Origin of the sequence: Commensalibacter sp. W6292M3 (genome assembly GCF_016101315.1) — a bacterium.
In the GTDB taxonomy this organism is placed as follows: Bacteria; Pseudomonadota; Alphaproteobacteria; order Acetobacterales; family Acetobacteraceae; genus Commensalibacter; species Commensalibacter melissae.
The window spans coordinates 918,509-938,349 of sequence record NZ_JACFQT010000001.1 but is presented as its reverse complement, the minus strand read 5'-3'; the positions used below and the strand labels follow the sequence as shown (position 1 = coordinate 938,349).

At 36.6% G+C, this 19,841-nt stretch carries 17 protein-coding genes and 1 tRNA gene; 15 read left to right on the top strand and 3 right to left on the bottom strand.

The annotated features are described in order from the left end of the window. The first annotated feature begins 68 nt into the window (after positions 1-68). From ilvB to ilvC, 3 genes are read left to right on the top strand one after another with little or no spacing between them, the layout of a single operon-like run. Complete coding sequence (gene ilvB, locus H3T57_RS04235; RefSeq protein ID WP_370552869.1) at positions 69-1,847, top strand: biosynthetic-type acetolactate synthase large subunit; 1,779 nt, start codon at positions 69-71, stop codon at positions 1,845-1,847. A 41-nt stretch (positions 1,848-1,888) separates the two neighbouring features. Beyond that, complete coding sequence (gene ilvN, locus H3T57_RS04230) at positions 1,889-2,443, top strand: acetolactate synthase small subunit (RefSeq protein WP_110439014.1); 555 nt, start codon at positions 1,889-1,891, stop codon at positions 2,441-2,443. 26 nt (positions 2,444-2,469) lie between these two features. Further along, positions 2,470-3,489 carry a ketol-acid reductoisomerase gene (gene ilvC / locus H3T57_RS04225; RefSeq protein ID WP_122123421.1) on the top strand — a complete coding sequence of 340 codons (1,020 nt, stop codon included), beginning with the start codon at positions 2,470-2,472 and terminating at the stop codon, positions 3,487-3,489. 75 nt (positions 3,490-3,564) lie between these two features. Here ilvC and H3T57_RS04220 read toward each other — a convergent pair whose 3' ends face one another. Further along, positions 3,565-5,313 carry a tetratricopeptide repeat protein gene (locus H3T57_RS04220; protein WP_198193293.1) on the bottom strand — a complete coding sequence of 583 codons (1,749 nt, stop codon included), beginning with the start codon at positions 5,311-5,313 and terminating at the stop codon, positions 3,565-3,567. A gap of 199 nt (positions 5,314-5,512) precedes the next feature. On the opposite strand from H3T57_RS04220, the gene H3T57_RS04215 reads away from it, so the two are divergent. Together H3T57_RS04215 and H3T57_RS09075 are read left to right on the top strand one after the other, a co-directional pair. Next, on the top strand, positions 5,513-5,962 hold the full coding sequence (locus tag H3T57_RS04215; RefSeq protein ID WP_198195201.1) for an aldo/keto reductase: 450 nt from the start codon (positions 5,513-5,515) through the stop codon (positions 5,960-5,962). An 83-nt stretch (positions 5,963-6,045) separates the two neighbouring features. Beyond that, positions 6,046-6,237: a hypothetical protein gene (locus tag H3T57_RS09075; protein ID WP_232349723.1), complete on the top strand. Its 192-nt coding sequence runs from the start codon at positions 6,046-6,048 to the stop codon at positions 6,235-6,237. On the opposite strand, the gene H3T57_RS04210 is transcribed toward H3T57_RS09075, so the two are convergent. Further along, entirely contained in the window at positions 6,234-7,166 is a 933-nt protein-coding gene (locus H3T57_RS04210) for a DMT family transporter (RefSeq protein WP_198193291.1), read from the bottom strand. The genes H3T57_RS09075 and H3T57_RS04210 overlap by 4 nt on opposite strands. A 274-nt stretch (positions 7,167-7,440) precedes the next feature. Here H3T57_RS04210 and rpmI point away from each other — a divergent pair, with 274 nt between their 5' ends. From rpmI to H3T57_RS04165, 9 genes are all read left to right on the top strand, one after another. Beyond that, entirely contained in the window at positions 7,441-7,647 is a 207-nt protein-coding gene (rpmI, locus tag H3T57_RS04205; RefSeq protein WP_110438865.1) for a 50S ribosomal protein L35, read from the top strand. A gap of 15 nt (positions 7,648-7,662) precedes the next feature. After that, positions 7,663-8,019, top strand: coding sequence for a 50S ribosomal protein L20 (rplT, locus tag H3T57_RS04200; protein WP_110438866.1), 357 nt, complete (start codon positions 7,663-7,665; stop codon positions 8,017-8,019). An 88-nt stretch (positions 8,020-8,107) separates the two neighbouring features. Further along, complete coding sequence (pheS, locus tag H3T57_RS04195; protein ID WP_198193290.1) at positions 8,108-9,175, top strand: phenylalanine--tRNA ligase subunit alpha; 1,068 nt, start codon at positions 8,108-8,110, stop codon at positions 9,173-9,175. Between the two features lie 3 nt (positions 9,176-9,178). Continuing rightward, complete coding sequence (gene pheT, locus H3T57_RS04190) at positions 9,179-11,638, top strand: phenylalanine--tRNA ligase subunit beta (RefSeq protein ID WP_198193289.1); 2,460 nt, start codon at positions 9,179-9,181, stop codon at positions 11,636-11,638. 115 nt (positions 11,639-11,753) lie between these two features. Next, the gene (locus H3T57_RS04185) at positions 11,754-12,653 is read left to right on the top strand and encodes a DMT family transporter (RefSeq protein ID WP_198193288.1); all 900 of its coding nucleotides are present in this window, start codon (positions 11,754-11,756) and stop codon (positions 12,651-12,653) included. A gap of 81 nt (positions 12,654-12,734) precedes the next feature. After that, positions 12,735-14,540, top strand: coding sequence for a translation elongation factor 4 (gene lepA, locus H3T57_RS04180; protein WP_122123428.1), 1,806 nt, complete (start codon positions 12,735-12,737; stop codon positions 14,538-14,540). Between the two features lie 145 nt (positions 14,541-14,685). Further along, positions 14,686-15,273: a DUF2726 domain-containing protein gene (locus H3T57_RS04175; protein WP_198193287.1), complete on the top strand. Its 588-nt coding sequence runs from the start codon at positions 14,686-14,688 to the stop codon at positions 15,271-15,273. A 247-nt stretch (positions 15,274-15,520) separates the two neighbouring features. Continuing rightward, a tRNA-Ser gene (locus H3T57_RS04170) sits at positions 15,521-15,611 on the top strand. Between the two features lie 624 nt (positions 15,612-16,235). Beyond that, positions 16,236-16,967, top strand: coding sequence for a TIR domain-containing protein (locus tag H3T57_RS04165; RefSeq protein WP_198193286.1), 732 nt, complete (start codon positions 16,236-16,238; stop codon positions 16,965-16,967). 610 nt (positions 16,968-17,577) lie between these two features. Here the strand turns inward: H3T57_RS04165 and H3T57_RS04160 are convergent. Beyond that, on the bottom strand, positions 17,578-18,006 hold the full coding sequence (locus H3T57_RS04160) for a hypothetical protein (RefSeq protein WP_198193285.1): 429 nt from the start codon (positions 18,004-18,006) through the stop codon (positions 17,578-17,580). A gap of 454 nt (positions 18,007-18,460) precedes the next feature. Between H3T57_RS04160 and H3T57_RS04155 the strand changes: the two genes are divergently transcribed. Next, on the top strand, positions 18,461-19,828 hold the full coding sequence (locus tag H3T57_RS04155) for a glycerophosphodiester phosphodiesterase family protein (RefSeq protein WP_198193284.1): 1,368 nt from the start codon (positions 18,461-18,463) through the stop codon (positions 19,826-19,828). Positions 19,829-19,841: the final 13 nt, after the last annotated feature.

Sequence of the window (19,841 nt, the reverse complement as noted above, 5' to 3'; positions counted from 1 at the left end):
GATTAAACTGCAAATCATTTTATTTGGTTTAAATTTATAATTCTATTAATACCAAGGATTAATTGAAAATGACAGAGGCTATGCAAAAGAACGGTAATAATGCTCTTAAAGAAAAAAAAAATTATGATATGACTGGAGCAGAAGTTCTTTTACAGGTACTCGTTGATCAGGGTGTGGATATTATTTTTGGATATCCGGGTGGGGCTGTTCTGCCCATTTATGATGTTTTATTCAAGCAAAAGAAAATTCGCCATATTCTAACACGCCATGAACAGGCTGCCGTGCATGCCGCTGAAGCCTATGCCCGTTCAACGGGAAAGGTAGGTGTTGTTTTGGTTACCAGTGGACCGGGCGCAACCAATACCGTTACTGGGTTGGTGGATGCCTTAATGGACTCCGTTCCCATTGTTTGTATCAGTGGACAGGTCTTCAGAAGTTTGATTGGTAATGACGCTTTTCAAGAAGCGGACACGGTTGGGATTACTAGGGCCGCGACTAAATTTAATTATCTGGTTAAGGATACGGAAAAATTGGCTCAGAAATTGCATGAGGCATTTTATATAGCCAAAACAGGTAGGCCCGGACCTGTTCTTGTCGATATTCCAAAAGATGTCACTTTAGAAAAAGCACCCTATATTAAGAAAAACAAAGTCGAACCTTATCCATCTTATAGACCGGTTACTGAACCCGATGAAAATCAGGTTGTAAAAGCGGTAGATGCAATGAAAAAGGCAAAGCGTCCCTTATTCTATATAGGAGGTGGGGTTATTAATGCTGGAAAAAAGGCATGTGAATCGTTAAAGAGATTGGTTAACTTAACCGATTTTCCGTGTACTGCTACGTTAATGGGTCTTGGTGCATTTCCCGGTTCAGACAAGCATTTTCTCGGCATGTTAGGAATGCATGGAACTTATGAAGCAAATATGGCCACCCATGATTGTGATGTCTTGATTGCTTTGGGTGCGCGATTTGATGACCGTGTTACAGGCAGTGTAAAACATTTCTCACCGAATTCCATTAAAATACATGCTGATATTGACCCTTCTCAAATTAACAAGATTGTAATTGTTGACATACCTATTGTCGGGGACGTGGCCAAAACGATCGAGTTGATGATCAAGCTATGGGACAAAAGGGAAGATCAGAAAAAAGATTTGAAAAACTGGTGGAAACAAATTGAAGCATGGCAGTCAATAGAGTGCCTGAAATATGATCAGGATAAATCAAAGGGCAGTATTGTAAAGCCCCAGCATGCCATTCGTTCGCTTTACAAAGCGGTTAAAAAAAGAAAAAAAGAGGCATATGTAACAACAGAAGTCGGTCAGCACCAAATGTGGACAGCTCAATATTATGTTTTTGATCAGCCTAATCATTTCATGACATCTGGTGGATTGGGAACCATGGGGTATGGATTACCGGCTTCTGTAGGAACACAAATTGCGCATCCCGAGGATCTTGTTATAGATATTGCGGGCGAGGCCTCTACCATGATGAACATTCAGGAACTGGCCACAATCAAACAATATCGTCTGCCAGTGAAGATTTTTATCTTGAATAACCATTATATGGGTATGGTGCGACAGTGGCAGGAATTGGTTCATGGTGGACGCTATTCTGAAAGTTACAGTGAAAGTCTGCCTGATTTCGTCAAATTGGCGGAAAGTTTTGGCATTAAGGGATTGAGAATAAAAACGATTGATGACTTGGATAATGTCATTGATGAAATGCTTGATGAGCCGGGACCAGTGTTGGTTGATGTTTGTGTTCAGCAAGAGGAAAATTGTTTTCCAATGATTCCAGCGGGTGCACCCCACAATCAGATGATATTGGGAGCAAATAAAAAATAAGGCTTGGCATTTTTTATTTTATTTTAATGTTGGGAATAAAAATGGGCAATCAACGTAATAATGTATCGTTATCGGAAGTCATCGAAGATAAAGATAATTTTGTTAAAGCTGTTTTTTCTTTGATTGTTGAAAATGAAAGTGGTGTTCTGTCCCGTGTTATAGGTCTGTTGTCGGGACGCGGGTATAATATTGAAAGTCTTACTGTCGCGCCTGTAAATAAGGATGAAAAGAAATCCAGAATCAATATTCTGACTTCTGGCACTCCCATGGTGATTGATCAAATCAAAGAGCAGTTAAGTAGGCAGGTTCCTGTCTATCATGTTGTTAATTTATGTGAACAGAGTTCATATGTTGCACGCGAATTAGCATTAATTAAGGTTGTTTCCAAAGGAAATGAAAGAACAGAAGCGTTAAATTTGGCTGGTGCATTCCGGGCACAGGTTGTTGATGCAAGTATTGATTCCCTTGTGTTTGAACTGACTGGTAAAACTGAAAAAATAAATGCTTTTGTGGATTTATTACGTCCATTGGGTTTGGTAGAATTGTCCAGAACAGGTATTGCCGCAATTGGACGTGGTTGTCATACAATTTATTAAATTGAAAATTTGTAAGGATTATTAAGATGCGTGTTTATTATGATCGTGACGCAGATGTTAATTTGATCAAGAATAAAAAAGTTGCCGTATTGGGCTATGGCAGCCAGGGTCATGCCCATGCAAACAATATGAAAGATAGTGGGGTAAAAGATATTGTAATTGGTCTTCGTCCAGGTTCCAAGAGTGCACAAAAAGCAGAAGCGGCTGGTTTAAAGGTTATGAGTGTCGCAGATGCTGCCGCCTGGGCTGATGTTGTTATGATTTTGACTCCAGATGAAGCGCAAGGGGATTTATATCGTGAAGAATTGGAAAAAAATCTTAAGCAAGGAGCCGCAATTGCCTTTGCACATGGTTTAGCCATTCATTTCAAGATTATTGAACCTCGTCCTGATCTGGATGTTTTCATGATTGCTCCAAAAGGTCCAGGCCACACTGTTCGTTCAGAATATCAGCGTGGTGGAGGGGTTCCATGTTTGGTTGCCGTTCACCAGAATCCTTCAGGTAATGCCCTAGAGATTGCGCTTTCTTATGCCGCCGCAATAGGTGGTGGCCGTTCTGGCGTTATTGAAACAACCTTTCGTGAGGAATGTGAAACAGATCTTTTTGGTGAACAGGCGGTATTATGTGGTGGATTGGTAGACTTGATCCGAAATGGGTTTGAAACGCTTGTTGAAGCAGGATATGCACCTGAAATGGCATATTTTGAGTGTCTTCATGAGGTTAAGTTGATTGTTGACCTTATTTATGAGGGAGGGTTTGCCAATATGAACTATTCAATTTCAAATACAGCGGAATATGGAGAATATGTTTCAGGTCCTCGGGTTATTACAGAAGAATCTCGTAACGCCATGCGGAATATTTTAAAGGATATACAGGATGGAACCTTTGTTAATAAATTTATGACTGATAATAAGGTTGGACAAATAAGTTTAAAAGCACGTCGCCAGCAATTGAACAATCATCCAATTGAACAGGTTGGTGGAAAATTACGTGAAATGATGCCATGGATTACAAAAAACCGTTTGGTTGATAAAAGTAAAAACTAGTTTTTTAAATTTTTTCGTTTTAATAAAGCTATGATTTAATAAAATCATAGCTTTTTTGTGTAAAAAGTAAAAAAATTACCAGCTTATTGAACGATCCAGCTGTTTGTTCAGGGCATTGGTTTTATCAAGGATATTGGCAATGAATTGATCTTTTTCACTCGCTTTGAAATAATTGAAAATATCCTGTATTGTATTGAGTGCTGTATATCCCCGGTTATTTTTAAACAACTTTTCAGCATGGTCATACATACCCTGCGCAATTAGTCGTTTGATATTGATATTTTGATCGTCAATATAAAAATTAATCAGTTGATCATATGTTTGTTTAATTTCAATACCTTTATGTAACATAATTTGAAGCTTTGCTTTTTTTAAAATTGCATCGGCACCATTATAGCGGGTTTTTGGATTATTTTTATGATGAGCAACAGCGATAAATTCTGTATAAGTTGAAAGAGCCTGGTCATATTGCTGTGAATTGATTTGAAGTTCGGCCTTGGTTAGATAGGCATTGCTGATTTCATAATATAATTTCTCGTCTTGAGTATCCTTATAAAGTTTTATTACATCGGTTAAATATTGCAAGGCGAATTTGCTCTGTTTCTGTTTTTCCAAAATAATGCTTTTATTGATATATGCCTTGATAATTATGTCATTCAGGTCATTTTGTTCTGAATCATGAACTGATTTATATTTGTTCAAGATCTGGTCGTAGACAGAAGAGGCCTGGTTCAAGCGGTTAAGATCAGTGAGGATATTGGCTTTGGTAAGCAGTGCCATAGCGACGATCTTCCTGATTTTTGGGTTGGTGAATTGTGAAAAATCATCATGAATTTGGTTGCATAGAACCAACGCTGTATCTGTATCATGTTTACTGTTTAAAATCTGCGTTTTACCTAACAGGGCAATGGATTTGTAATATGGCAAATCTTCATCTTTGTTTGTAGAGGCATTGATTTTTGCCAGAATTTCATCATAGGTTTTTAATGCGGCGTTTTGTGGATCATTGCCAAATAAATCTTTTTGATTTTCAGGAATGTGAACTACGCGATGAAGTATTTCGGCTCGATATAACAAATTTTGCAAAAGAAATTTTTTGATCTGAGGATTGGGATCATCATGATATAACCGAATAAATGCATTGCTGTTATAAAGTGCTATTCCCCATTCTTTACGGTCAAGACGGTTTTTGGTTCTGGCCATAATGGATCGGGCAGTGATTAACCGAAGGGTTGGATCTTTGTCTTTGACAAATTTTTCTACAATTGATGAATGGATGTTGAGGGCTGTATCATGATGCCCAGTTTCGTTCAGAATTACAGTTTCATTATACATAACCTGAGCAATCATGCGCTTAATATCAATTTTCTGATCAGATCCATATGTGGAAACCAAATATGAAAAGGCTAGCATGGCTTCATCATATTGTTTTTGTTGAAGTAAGAGGTTACCTTGGTTAAACCGCGCTTTTGCTACATCATACCGTATTTTTTTATTGTTGCTGCCCATGTAGAGGTTGCTGAGTTGTTCATAGGTAATGATGGCTCCTTCAATATCATGAAGATTGGTAAGGATTTCGGCTTTTTTTAATAAACCCTTGGCTACAATTTTCTGAATTGTCTTATTGTGACGATTACCGTAATATTCTGACAGAAAACTAAAGTCCCCCATAGCCTGTAATGGTTTGTTATTTTTCAGATATAAATATCCAGATTGCAAGGCTGCATCTGCGTGATTTTCGCTTTGCACTTCATAGCGATAATATATTCCAATACCAACACAGGTTAAGAAAATGAAAGCATATAAAATTATTTTTTTACGCATGAATATTACTTTACCCTTAATTTAGAATATTTGGGGATAATTCTGACTATTTTATCGTTTTTTTTGAATAATTACACTTTATTTAAAAATAAAATATTTTTCACTCGACAATGAAAATTCTATTTTCTGTTAGGATTAACAATTATACCATAATTGTAATCTATTTATAAGATGAATAGCTAGAAATTCATAACATATTGTGTTTAATTATATATTATTTAATTTTCAGGAAAGAACATATGAAAAAAAGAATTTGGGCAAAACAGGATTGCAAATTGATATTATAGATCTTTATCAATCGAATTGGATGGATGAAAATATAGCTTATAAAGAAACGCTTTTTGCCTATGAACAACTTTTGAAAGAAGGAAAGATCCGTGCCATAGGTGTATCAAATCCCAATTTGAAACAATTGTCAAATTTCGATACAGGTTGTTCACAAAGCAGTAATTATCAATATATCAAACATTACAATCTAAATCTTTACGACAATCCGCAATTTGATGATACATTACGTAATCTTGTGATCAGAAAAAATATTGGGGTAATTATTTATTATAGTCTTAATTCAGGATTTTTAATGGGGAAATATCGAAATTATGAAGATATGATCACAGTGCGAGAAATGACAAGATTGCCACATACTTGAATGATCAGGGCATGCGGATTTTAAAAAACTTTAGATAAGATTTCAGTCAATCATCATGTTAATCAGGCATTTATAGCTTTGGCATGGTCGCACGCACAAAAAGAAGTTGCCGGCCTCTATTGCAAGTGCGACAAGTATCAAGTCAACTAAAGGATTTAATTAATTTTTTAATGTTAAATCTATTACTTGCTGAATTATCTGACCTGGATCAGGCAAGTATGAAACAGTGGCAATTAAATGATTCAAGAGATTTTCAGACTTGGATTTTACCCTAAACCTTTTTAACTGCTAAAATAATAATCATGCTGATAATACAGGCAGTTCCTAGCCAGTCTATTAAGGTAAATTTCACATTTAAAAGGAAAACAGAGAAAAAAACAGCTGATAACGGTTCCACCGTTGCTAAAATGCTACCTTTTGTGCTGCCCAATAATTTTATTCCTATAAGATAGAAAAGAAAACCAAACATTCCTCCGCCAAAAATGACTATCATCAGTTCAATCCAGTTAATAACATTTAGATTTACTTCTAGATGCCAGAAAGGGTAGAAAAAATTGAGAATGATCCCGCCGATTAACATACCCCATCCCGCAATGGTTGAGGTATTATATTTTTGGAGAAGGGGGATTGGATATAATGTATAAATTACCGAGCTAAGAATACTGATACCACCGTATAACAAAGCTTTTGGGGGAAGGGTGATTTCATAAATCGAACCGTTTGTAATGATACAGAATGTTCCTGTAATTGCTAAGATAATGGATAGGATAACATATAAAGAGGGAGGTTTTCTCAAATAGATAGTCAATATGACTGCAATGACGATTGGATATAAATATTGCAATATTGTTGCTGTTGCCGCATTGGAATATTTAACGGTTAAAAAGTAGCAGAGTTGTGAAACAAGAATGCCAAAAATTGAAAAATTCACCAGGTAGATAATGTCTTTTCTGTTTTTTAAGGGAAGAAAAATATTTTTCCCGTATTTGCGATAACAAAGTCCTAACAGGATTGTTCCAGGTAACCACATGCGTATAGCGATCATCCAGGCTGTATTAATATGAACGGTTTGTAAAAGATATTGTCCGATTACACCACTCAATCCCCATAGGCAGCCAGCAAGGATGGCAAAAAACATTCCTTTTGTTTGATCAGAGAATTTGAAACGGTATGGGGATTTATCCGGGGAAATTGTATTGTTCATGTTTGAATACTTCATGAAAATATTTAAGTGAATTAAATTCACTATAAAAAATATTTGGATGACTCAATAAATGGCTAAATGCTTATTTAATAAACTTTTTTGAAAAATAAAGTTTAATTTTGATGAGATTGGTAGATTTTTCTTGAGCTTAACTTAAATAGTGTTTATATAACACACTACGTTTATGGGTTGGGCTTGGAAAATGGGCTGCCCTTCTTATGACGTAAGTTTCGATGTTAGCAATAACGTATCCAGAATTTTTAAGGAGTATGAAATGCCCAAGATCAAGACCAAGTCATCGGTCAAGAAAAGATTTAAGATCACGGCAACAGGTAAGGTGCTGGCTGGTCCAGGTAACAAACGTCACGGTTTGATTAATCGTACCCAAAAAGCAAAACGCAGCAATCGCGGGACACAGGTATTGGAACCACAGGATGGTCGTACAATTAAACAATGGGCCCCATACGGTCTGCCACGCTAAGGAGTACAAAGAACTATGGCAAGAGTAAAAAGAGGTGTTACCACACACGCCCGTCATAAAAAGGTATTGGATCAATCCAAAGGTTTTCGCGGTCGTTCATCAACCAATTATCGCATTGCGCTTGAACGTTTGGAAAAATCTTTACAATATGCATATCGTGATCGTCGCGTTAAAAAACGAGATTTCCGTTCATTGTGGATTCAACGTATCAATGCCGCTGTTCGTGAACATGGATTGACCTATAGCCGTTTTATCAATGGTCTGAATAAGGCTGGTATCGAGCTGGATCGTAAAGTGTTATCTGCAATTGCTTATGATGATGCAGCAACCTTTGCAGAAATCGTTAAAAAGGTTCAGGCTGCACTTGCTTAACTTTTTATGAGATTAATCTGTTCATGAAAATGAATGGAATAGAGAGGGTTGTCTGATGACAGCCCTTTTTTGTTTATTGAGGGGTTAGATGGATAAGGATCTTGAAATCATAAAGCAGGAAACGCTTCATGCTTTAGATCAGGCACAGGATTTGCGTGCATGGGACAGTGTTCGGGTATCAGCGTTGGGGAAATCAGCCCCGTTGGTACAGAAATTGAAAGAATTGGGAAAGGTTGAACCTGCATTACGTAAAGAGCGTGGTCGTGTTTTAAATGAATTAAGAAATGAGCTGACCAAAGCAATTGAAATACGTAAGGCCATTCTTGAGGAAAAAGCGTTAAATGAAAAATTGAATGCGGAGGCAGTTGATGTCTCAATGCCTGTTTCTGTTGTAAAAGGTACATTGCATCCCTTGCAACGAACAATCGAAGAAATTGTTGCCATTTTTGCGGCAATGAACTTCAAGGTTGCAGAAGGGCCTAATATCGATACGGATTGGTTTAATTTTTCTGCGTTGAACATTGATGAAAGCCATCCCGCGCGTGCTGATCATGATACGTTCTATCTCCCCTCCAAATCTACAGATGAACAGCAACTATTATTAAGGACTCAGACTTCAACAGTACAAATTCGCACGCTTTTGGAACAGGAACCTCCCATACGCATCATTGCACCAGGTCGTACCTATCGTGCAGATCATGACGCAACTCATTCACCGATGTTTCATCAGTGCGAGGGTATGGTTGTAGAGAAAAATATCACTTTGGGTCATTTAAAGGGATGTCTTGTAGATTTTCTTAGAGCTTTTTTTGGAATACCAAATTTACCCGTTCGTTTTCGTTCGTCCTATTTTCCGTTTACTGAACCTTCCATGGAAATCGATATCGGCTGGAACCGCAAAACTGGAGAATTAGGTGGTGGTTCAGATTGGCTTGAAATTCTCGGCGCAGGGATGATGCATCCACGTGTATTGGCAAATTGCGGTGTTGATCCTCGTGAATGGCAAGCTTTCGCTTTTGGTGTCGGTATCGAACGTCTGACGATGTTAAAATATGGAATTGCTGATTTGCGGTCATTTTATGAAGGTGATGTACGTTGGCTGCGTTATTACGGGTTTTCCCCTTTCAAATCCCCAAGTATTCATGAAGGGATATAGGAAATGAAATTTACACTGTCTTGGCTTCATGATCATTTGGATACAAATAGATCTCTTGAAGATATATGTGCAGCCTTGAATAAAATTGGTTTGGAAGTGGAAGGGGTCGAGGATCCTGGTAAAACACTGGCACCTTTTAGGACAGCCCAAATTATTTCTGCCGAACAGCATCCCAATGCTGACCGTCTTCGTGTTTGTCATGTTGATGCTGGTAAAGGATTTGAAGATATTCAGATTGTTTGTGGTGCACCCAATGCCCGTGCTGGGCTAATAACGGTTTTGGCACCTGTTGGTACCTATGTGCCTGGAAGTGATATTACAATCAAAGCGGGTAAAATCCGTGGAGAGCAAAGTAATGGCATGATGTGTTCTTCCCGTGAATTAAATCTGGGAGATGATCATGATGGTATTATGGAATTGCCAGTTGATACTCCAATAGGTGTATCTTATGCAGAATATGCCCAGTTGAATGATCCAGTCATTGAAATTGCTATCACTCCAAATCGTGGTGACGCATTATCAATAAGAAATATAGCCCGAGATTTGTCTGTCGCCGGTATGGGAACACTGAAACCACTGAAGGTTCCAAAAATACAAGCGCAATTTTCATCAGCTTTGAGTTGGAATAACCAATATGAAGACGCCTGTCCCTGGATACTGGGCAGAACAATTCGAAATGTTAAAAATGGTCCAAGTCCCGAATGGTTACAGAAACGCTTAAGAGCTGTTGGAATAAGACCAATTTCATGTTTGGTTGATATAACCAATTATTTTGCCTTTGATCTTGGACGTCCATTGCATGTTTATGATCTGGACAGGATTGCAGGCAAGCAGCTAACAATATGTCGTGGCAATGGTGAAAAATTCCTGGCCTTGGATGAGAAAGAATATCAAGTCACTGACAAAGATTGTGTCATGATTGATGAAGCCGGTGTTCAATCCTTGGCAGGATTGATAGGTGGTAAAAAAACAGGTGTCAGCGAGAATACAACAGATATTTTTCTTGAATGCGCTCTTTTCGATCCTGCTTTGATTGCCTTGAGTGGTCGACGTCATATGATCGTGACTGATGCGCGACAAAGGTTTGAACGGGGCGTTGATCAGGCTTTGTTACCAGATGCGATCGAATTGGCTACGCAAATGATTATCAAATTGTGTGGGGGGCAGGCAAGCGATGTGGTTCATGCAGGTCAAGAACCCAAATGGCAGCGTACTGCAACATTGCATTATAATCGTTTGAAAGATTACGGGGGATTGACAGTATCGGAAAATAGAGTTTCGGAAATACTGACCAATCTTGGTTTTGTGATTGCAGAAAAAAATTCGGAATGGATAAGGGTTGATGTACCTTCATGGCGTAATGATATCGCAATGCCTATCAAAATGGCCTATAATTCCAAGTTGGATATGGTAAAAAAAGACAGACTGCTTGATTCTGTAAGAGCCCTGGAGGGTGAAGCCGATTTGGTGGAAGAAATATTGCGTATAGAGGGATTGGATAAAATTCCCGCCTGTTCAATGCCTTTGATTCAGCCCGTTCCTTCACCTGCACTAACAACAGATCAGGAGCGTTCTATTCTTTGTTCCCGTCTGCTTGCTGCACAAGGTCTGATCGAAACAGTAAATTTTTCATTTGTAGATCATGAAATTGCTGCACGATTGGGGGAAGCGCCTGAATCTTTACGTTTAATGAATCCAATTTCAAATGATATGGATCAATTACGGCCAACCCCTCTGGCTTCGATCCTGCCTGTTATGCAGCGTAACATAGCACGAGGTATTGGTGATATTGGACTTTTCGAAACTGGTCCTGCCTTTACACGAAATCAGGAACGCCTTATTGCAGCCGGTGCACGGTACGGACATATGCAACGTCAATATGATGGTAAAGCACCAAAAGTTACTTTATGGGATGTAAAAAAGGATGTTTTAACGGTTCTCGATGGACTGGGCATTTCAATTGATTCTTTAAAAACGGTTGGTGAAACACCGAATTATTATCATCCCGGACGCTCTGGCAGGTTGAGTTTGGGGCCAAAAAATATATTGGCTTATTTTGGTGAGTTGCATCCTTCTTTGGTAAAAGAATTTGGTTTTGATCAGACTCCCATGATTTTTGAAATTATGCTTGATACAGTAATTCCAAAGAAGATTATCAGGAAAAAGGCACCTGTACTTTCAATCTTTCAACCCTTAAAGCGTGATTTTGCCTTTGTTTTAAAAGACGGGATCCCTGTCGAGCAGCTTTTACAGGTCGTTAAACAGGCTGATCGCAAATATATAAATTCGGTTGAATTGTTTGATGTTTATAGAGGAGATAAAGTTCAGGCAGATCATAAATCCGTCGCTGTTCAGGTAACTATCCAGCCAAATGACCGAACATTGAAAGATGGGGAAATAGAGGCAATCTCCCAAAAAATCATCAAGGAAGTTGCACGTTTGCTTGGTGGAAATTTAAGATAAACCCAGTCTGTTTGTATTAAAGCCCATGTAAGAAGCCGTTACATGGGCTTTTTAAATTCCGCGATATATTTATATATTTACTATTTCACTCTTAATTTTGTCTGGTCTAAATATTATGCCTGTGACGAATAAATCCTTGGGGAATTTTTCTTTTAATCTGTTTGCGACCCTGTCAGGACTTTTGACGATTTTGTTATGGTCAAGTCTGGCCATCATGACAACTTTTGTAGCCTCAATACCCCGATTTGAGCTTCTATGGTTTGGTTTCGGTTTGTCTTTTGTTATTGGCACATTGATTCTGGTCCTAACGGGACGTTTAAATGAAATGAAACAGCCATTAAAACCCTGGATCACCGGATTTAGTGGAATTTTCTTTTTTCATTTGTTCTATTTTTTGGGATTGGCTTTGGCACCGCCAGCGCAGGTAACCTTGATGTCATATCTATGGCCAACAATGCTGGTTGTTTGCAGCGCTTTTTTAAGTAAGCGACAGTTTCATATAGCATATTTGATTGGCGTTCTGATGGGATTGGCCGGGACTGTTTTTTTAATGTATGGAGGAAAAAATACAGTAATTACCCCGTGGGTTTTATCAGGGTACTTTCTTGGTTTTTTATGTGCCATCGTATGGACAATCTATTCATTGGTTAATAGAAAATATGTAAATGTTCCAGCCGGCATGCTGATTGGTGTTTGCGGTGGAATTTCATTGGTAGCCATGCTGATTCATTTCAGTATTGAACCAACAGTCATCCCATCCCTGAAAGAAATGATAATCTTGATCTATATGGGTTGCGGTCCGATGGGAATTGCCTTTCTTGCCTGGGATTATGCCTCAAAAAATGCTAATATGTCATTATTGGGAAGCTTGGCCTATTTGGCACCTTTACTATCCATGGTATGGCTGGTGGTGGCCGGTAAGGCTTCAGCAACATTTGGATTGGGAATGGCTGTTATTTTAATTGTGGGAGGGGCAATAGTTGCAACTTACCCTTTAAAACATGTAAAAGAATAGCAATCTTTGTAAAAAATCTATAGATATATAACTAAAGTTAAACTTGATTTATTGAGACAGTCCTATTGATATTGGTGCACCATGACAGATACGCCTTTGGAATCTATTCGTAATTTTTCTATTATCGCTCATATTGATCATGGGAAATCCACCCTTGCTGATCGTCTTATCCAGGCATGTGGTGCATTGACGCAAAGGGAAATGCATGCCCAGGTCTTGGATAATATGGATATTGAGCGTGAACGTGGCATTACGATCAAGGCGCAAACTGTAAGACTGCATTATAAGGCAAATGATGGAAAGACCTATATCCTTAATTTAATGGATACACCGGGTCATGTGGATTTTGCCTATGAAGTAAGCCGTTCTCTTGCCGCTTGTGAAGGATCGTTGCTGGTCGTTGATGCCTCTCAGGGGGTAGAGGCGCAAACCCTGGCAAATGTGTATCAGGCCATTGATGCAAACCATGAGATCGTTCCAGTTTTAAACAAGGTTGATTTACCAGCTGCGGATGTTGAAAAAACCAAGGAACAGATTGAGGAAATCATAGGCATTCCGGCAGATGATGCCATTGGCGTCTCGGCAAAAACAGGTTTGAATATTGATGCGGTTTTAGAAGCATTGGTGACCCGTCTACCTTCCCCCAAAGGGGATTTGGAGGCACCCTTACAAGCTTTGTTGGTGGATAGCTGGTATGATACTTACCTTGGCGTCATTATTTTAGTGCGTATTAAAGAAGGTCGCCTTAAAAAGGGGATGCGTATCCGCATGATGTCAAACAACAGAACATATCATGTTGAACAGGTGGGTGTTTTCACGCCCCATATGCGCGAGGTTGAATCCCTGGGTGCTGGAGAGCTGGGTTTTATCAATGCCGCGATTAAAACCGTGGCAGATTGTCATGTGGGTGATACGATTACCGATGATCGCCGACCTGCGACCGAACCTTTGGCTGGATTCAAGCCATCAATTCCAGTTGTTTGGTGTGGATTATATCCAATGGATGCCGATGACTTTGAAAAGCTGAGAGAAAGTCTAGGTAAATTGCAGCTTAATGATGCATCATTTCATTATGAACCGGAAACTTCCGCTGCGTTGGGATTTGGTTTCCGCTGTGGATTTCTGGGATTGTTACATCTTGAAATTATACAGGAACGGTTAAGTCGAGAATTTGATCTTAACCTGATAGCTACAGCACCCTCGGTTGTTTATCATTTATACAAACGGGATGGGACGATTGAGGATCTTCATAATCCTGCTGACATGCCTGATCCTACCCTGATTGAAAAAATAGAGGAACCATGGATAAAAGCATCCATTATGGTTCCTGATGAATATCTGGGAGCTGTATTGGGTTTATGTACAGAGCGCCGTGGTCAACAGGTTGACCTGACGTATGTTGGGGCAAGGGCAATGGTTGTTTATCGCCTGCCGTTAAATGAGGTTGTCTTTGATTTCTATGATCGCCTCAAGTCCGCGACACGAGGATATGCCAGTTTTGACTATCATATGGATGGCTATGAAGAAAGTGATTTGGTTCGAATTAGTATTTTGGTAAATCAGGAACCTGTTGATGCCTTGGCCTTTGTTGCTCACCGTTCCGTAGCCGAATCACGCGGACGGGCAATCTGTGCCAAATTGAAAGACTTAATTCCGCGTCAACTGTTCAAGATTGCCATCCAGGCAGCAATAGGGGGACGTGTCATAGCTCGTGAAACCATTGGGGCCCTATCAAAGGATGTTACTGCCAAATGTTATGGAGGTGACATTTCTCGAAAACGTAAACTGCTTGAAAAACAAAAAGAAGGTAAAAAACGTATGCGACAATTTGGTAAAGTTGAAATTCCTCAGTCAGCCTTTTTAGCAGCATTGAAAATTGACCGATAATTTTTGATACAAGATTTTCATTATTACTCTGACCTATTTGATTTTTTGAAAAATATCAAATAGGTTTTTTTATTGTTGATTTGTCTGAATGCTAGCGTTTCTTTTAATTTGTACTTTGATCTATTTTTCTGCTTTTTTTTATTTTTTGGGTAAAAATCAAGTTCCTTTAAAAAAAGGGTTTACATTTGTTTCCAGTCGTAAAAATAAAAATCATATTAATTATAAAAATTGTAAACATGAATTATTTTCCGCTGACGATTTTATTTATAAACGATATGCAGAACAAAACACTAACATTAACCGATGTAATCTATATCCTGTAATCCCCGTTAATTTCGAATCTATTTTCATATTTAATTGTCTGCAAATGTGGTTGATCGATAAGAGATTGCATTGGTATATAGGTTTTGAAGTGTCAATGGGGGCATTCATCAAGACTGATTCTTCCTTGCCCCAGGAAATTCAAGATCAAGCTTTTTGGTCCTATAATAATAAACGTGTTGATTTTTTACTGGTTAATTGCTTCGGAACACCCAAATTGGTAATTGAATATCATGGTTCTGGTCATAACCTTTCAAGGGATGCAGAGGACCGTATGAAAATCAAACGGGCTATTTTATACAAAACAGCCATTCCTTTGCTTGAAATTAGTTATACGATGTCTAAAAATGAGATTATTTATTGGTTAAATCAGTTTTACAAGGAACATATCAAAAGTGATGAGAGGGGTTGAAATCGAACCTACAGTTAAAAATTCATAAAGTTTTTAAAACCATATTAAATTCGATATAAAAGATCAGTTTAATATTTAAATATATGAAAATTATACATGAATCATTTTTTGAAATTTATTTTAATCTATATTGTTAAATGGTTTAATTTCAGTTTTAAAGTTTTTCAGAAATAATCTTTGTTTTTTATGAAATTTTTCTTGCCTAATATGAAAAAATTGTTATCTTTCACCTTAGTTAACCTTTTACGGAGAGATGGCCGAGTGGCTTAAGGCGCACGCTTGGAAAGCGTGTGTACGTGAATAGCGTACCGTGGGTTCGAATCCCACTTTCTCCGCCATTAAATAAAACATTATCCCACATTACCTAACATTTCTCGCAGAAAACTGGCGTTTTTAAGTAAATTACCAAACATTATCCCACATTATAAAACATTTGAACGCATTTAATATTGGGGTATGTCGATGTTAACGGATAAAGCCATAAAAACAGCCAAATATCAGGAACAGGGTAAAACAAACTTTATGAACGTGGTTTATACCTTGGTTATAACAAAAGCAAATTCTAAAATATGGCGTTTTAAATACACTTTCGCAAAAAAGTGAAATGCTAACATTTGATTCTTATGCTTAAATACCATTGGCAGACATGTGAGAAGCAAAATATGGTTAAAGCTATCGATCTTGGAATTGCTAATTTACAACAAAAATTTTTTCAATCTATACAGCAAAAAAATGTTTTAAAAATATGTTAATGATTGGTGGATTCAAATAAAGATAAGTATTTGAAGCTTATATATAATCTTTAAATGTAATATTATTTCTAAATTTGAAATTAATATCGCATGCATACTTCTAAAAGAAATAACATACAGGAAAAAAAATGACTGAAAAAAAATAATATTCTTGAGCCATATCTCTGAAGAAAAAGAATTGGCAATATTATTAAAAAAAATATTAAAGAATTGCTCCTATCTTCAGTTGATGTTTTTGTATCTAGCGACGATCAAAGTATAACACTTGGCAATAAGTGGCTTGAAACAGTCAGTAACAATCTAGAAAAGTGCATTCTAATCATTGTTTTGTGTAGTCAAGAAAGCATTAAAAAACCATGGATAAATTTTGAATGTGGAGCTGGATGGTCGCGAAAAATACCAATTATACCTATCTGTCACTCTAATTTAACAGTTGCCAACTTGCCCATTCCATTAAATCTATTGCAAGGATTTGATATACAAAAACAAGGTAAATTAACAGGATTAATATCCAGAATAGCGAAAGAAATAAATATAGATACACCAAAATTTGATGAACCGTCCATATTACAAGAAATAGAAAAATTTGAAAAAAATTATCAGATAAATTCTAAAATAAAAAACGAACTAAAGAAGATAGAAGAAAACACCCCATCTTTTTATAAAATCCTGAAAGATATATTCGCTAGTGGTCAAATTAATTCATCGAATTGTAATATTTCTATAAATGGATTTACTCAGTCATTATTTGATGACATTAAACAAAATCTAAAAAATTTACAAAAAAATCAACTTTTAGAATTTCAATATAAATCTAATGGAGGAATATCTTTAACAAACGAAGCAACAGATATAATGGGAACACTTCATTTAAATTTTAAAGACTTTTTTAACATCTACAAACAATATTTAACTTCAAATCCTACAACATCATCCCTCTAGACTGATTTTGTTCTTTTTCTTAGTTTTCATGAGCATATTTTTGAATCTTTACTCTAAATTTTTCGATCATTCTAGATAATAAAAATTCTGAAGAAATCTCAAAAAAGATAAAGGTCAATCTTCATATTGCATTGGAGAAAATTATGCTCACTCTGATTTTATGGAAAAAGTGCAATGGAATGAAATAATAGAATTGACAATTTTAACACTACATGTTAAATTATTATTTATAATGGAATATTTGTAATTTTTTATTAAAAAGCGGTGGCTTATTTCAGTTTAATTAAAATATATCAGATTTTTAATAGGGATAGGATAGTTGTGTTTTTCACAGAATCCATGTATCGAAGGTAATTCGCTAGTGTCTTTCATCGGTAGCTATTAAGATTTTTTGGTATATATATTCTTTATAAATTAATTATTTGTTGAGAAATTGAGGAATTTTACGGGTGTAAACTTGGTAAATTTTAATTTTCAGGTAAAATTTAAAAAATACCGATCAAGCTGCTGTTTTTACATTTATAGGTTATACCTAGATTCCTTTAGATTTCATCATGGTTATATTTGAATGGCAGCTGATTAATTTCACATATAATGGCAATGATTAGTATTAGTGCAGCCTCAAGGATTGCTGGGACTTGCAGTTTTTTGTCAACACGATTTTGAATGAGATATTCGAAGATTTTGGTGAGAATGCATTGTCAGAACTCACCTTGGCAAGACGTACTGAAATATAATTTGGTGAAGTTTCTAAGTGTGTTGCCTTATTAATGGGCAGCTGATGAAGCGTATGATGATTGTATAGGGCTTGAAATTGTTGCTTGAATACGTAATTAAGAACGATTGTCAATTTTTCATACTGTGATTTATGAAGATCCTGACATCCAGCTTTATGGTTAGATCCTTTTTGACATTTCCAGAATGTATGAAAACTTAAATATTTTCTGTTTCTTATCCTAAAAGGAACGAGTGTAGGAATGGGTGAAGGTAGCAAACCATTTATAGTTAATTTACCAACAAGTTTTACTGGAAGGTTCAAATATGTTTTGAAGACAAGTAAGCAGTAATATATCTTATGTTATTGCCGCAAATGATTGTCAACAATAATTAATTAACTTTTTGTATTTATCAATCAGAATACATTTTTTTTACAAATCATGTTGATATTATGATTTGGTATTGGCGATTACTTTTGCAAATGTTCCAGATGAAAAAGATTTATTCCTATTATTTTAAAAACAATGGAACAGATGGAAGGTTTTAGGATTATTAAGAATCTGTTCAAGAAATATCTATAAAAAATCAAGTTGTTTCTACATTAAATGAAGATAAAGATCATGTATTAGCCATTTTTATTCATATTTAATGAAGCAACGTTGTCAAAAATATAAAACAAACAATGTCGCCATAATATTATGGGTAGGCATTGTTTTATAATATCAATTTAATAAAAACCGTTCTTGTGAACGGTTTTTTTTATTAAGGATAAATAGATGAATAATTATTTAATTAATAATAATGAACCAAAAATTTTACCGGTGAATGAAACTCTATGTAAATCGCAAAAAAATAATATTATTGAACAAAATGATCGTGAAATATTTGAGTTGCCAGGTGGATGTTTGAGTGGAATAATACTGCGTTTATCTTGCAAGGGACCAACAGAGCAAAAATTCTATAGTTTTTCTATAAAAAACCGTATGCTTGAAAATGATACAATCGCAACTGTTAGGTTTAGTCCAACAAGCGATAGTAATGTTACGGCGGATAAATATTCGCTTCAGGAACAAACTTTTACAGTTCGTTTCAATGGAGGGGAACTTAATAAAGATGTCCCCTTGAAATGTGAAGTCAAGACAGAAAAAGAGGAGATTTTAGATTTTGTCTGTATTCTTCCAATTCGTGCGGAGGGTGTGCTGTATGAGAATAATGATGGTCTTGTCGTCATTATGGGGGCTACAGGTCCAAAAGGGGAAAAAGGTGATAATAATTTAAACGATGAAACAACAGATTTACATGTTAAATCAATCAATTCCTCAGCTCTCGTTCCAACAAAAGCCGCCCCTTCAGCCTCACTTTTTTCAATAGTAAATAAGGTATATGAAACACGTTCATTTAATCTGCCAAACAGACCAATTGAAATTACAATGCATAGAGGCGGGAAAGCAAGAATTATAGAAAATACAGTATATAATGCTGTAAATTCTTATCGTGCCCATCAAGAGATATCCTTTGAATTTGATATTCAGTCAACAGCTACGGATGGAAAGTTCATTATATGGCATGACAATCAAACCGACAGACTGCTTGATCATAGTTTGGAATTGCGAACATCAACCTATGAAGATTTGAAATCTTTACGTTTTACTGGCTTAAAAAATACACCTTATTATGATGTTGTCAAATTAAGTTCACTGGATGAATGGTGTCAGTTTATAGCAAAAGTCAATCGTCCATTTTATCCTGAAATCAAGAGATTTGAAACCATAGATCAAGTTACACAAATTGTAAAAACTATTCAATCTTATGGGTTAAGTCATCTGGCGACTTTTGAAAATGGTGCCTATTCAGTATTGGAACATGTTCGCTCTTTAGATTCAAAATGTCGTGTAGGGTATATACAATTTGGTGAAGACAACAATATAGATTCAGCTATTAAAAAAATGCAAACCTTGGGAAACGGGGTTTTGTTATGGCAAATTGACACTGTTTCGCAAGATCCCTCAATTATACAAAAATGCATTGATGCCGATGTTGGATTAAGTGTTTGGACTGCTGCTGATGATCATGAATTTTTAAAGGCACTTACAGCTGGAGCAACTTCTGTAACTTGCAATAATTATCCTGTTCAAGCATTTTAAATAAGGGGTTGAA

What these genes read in the sequence shown, in the direction of transcription:
- ilvB (WP_370552869.1), top strand. Translation starts at nt 69, where the DNA reads ATGACAGAGGCTATGCAAAAGAACGGTAATAATGCTCTTAAAGAAAAA.
- ilvN (WP_110439014.1), top strand. Translation starts at nt 1,889, where the DNA reads ATGGGCAATCAACGTAATAATGTATCGTTATCGGAAGTCATCGAAGAT.
- ilvC (WP_122123421.1), top strand. Translation starts at nt 2,470, where the DNA reads ATGCGTGTTTATTATGATCGTGACGCAGATGTTAATTTGATCAAGAAT.
- H3T57_RS04220 (WP_198193293.1), bottom strand. Translation starts at nt 5,313, where the DNA reads ATGCGTAAAAAAATAATTTTATATGCTTTCATTTTCTTAACCTGTGTT.
- H3T57_RS09075 (WP_232349723.1), top strand. Translation starts at nt 6,046, where the DNA reads ATGGTCGCACGCACAAAAAGAAGTTGCCGGCCTCTATTGCAAGTGCGA.
- H3T57_RS04210 (WP_198193291.1), bottom strand. Translation starts at nt 7,166, where the DNA reads ATGAACAATACAATTTCCCCGGATAAATCCCCATACCGTTTCAAATTC.
- rpmI (WP_110438865.1), top strand. Translation starts at nt 7,441, where the DNA reads ATGCCCAAGATCAAGACCAAGTCATCGGTCAAGAAAAGATTTAAGATC.
- rplT (WP_110438866.1), top strand. Translation starts at nt 7,663, where the DNA reads ATGGCAAGAGTAAAAAGAGGTGTTACCACACACGCCCGTCATAAAAAG.
- pheS (WP_198193290.1), top strand. Translation starts at nt 8,108, where the DNA reads ATGGATAAGGATCTTGAAATCATAAAGCAGGAAACGCTTCATGCTTTA.
- pheT (WP_198193289.1), top strand. Translation starts at nt 9,179, where the DNA reads ATGAAATTTACACTGTCTTGGCTTCATGATCATTTGGATACAAATAGA.
- H3T57_RS04185 (WP_198193288.1), top strand. Translation starts at nt 11,754, where the DNA reads ATGCCTGTGACGAATAAATCCTTGGGGAATTTTTCTTTTAATCTGTTT.
- lepA (WP_122123428.1), top strand. Translation starts at nt 12,735, where the DNA reads ATGACAGATACGCCTTTGGAATCTATTCGTAATTTTTCTATTATCGCT.
- H3T57_RS04155 (WP_198193284.1), top strand. Translation starts at nt 18,461, where the DNA reads ATGAATAATTATTTAATTAATAATAATGAACCAAAAATTTTACCGGTG.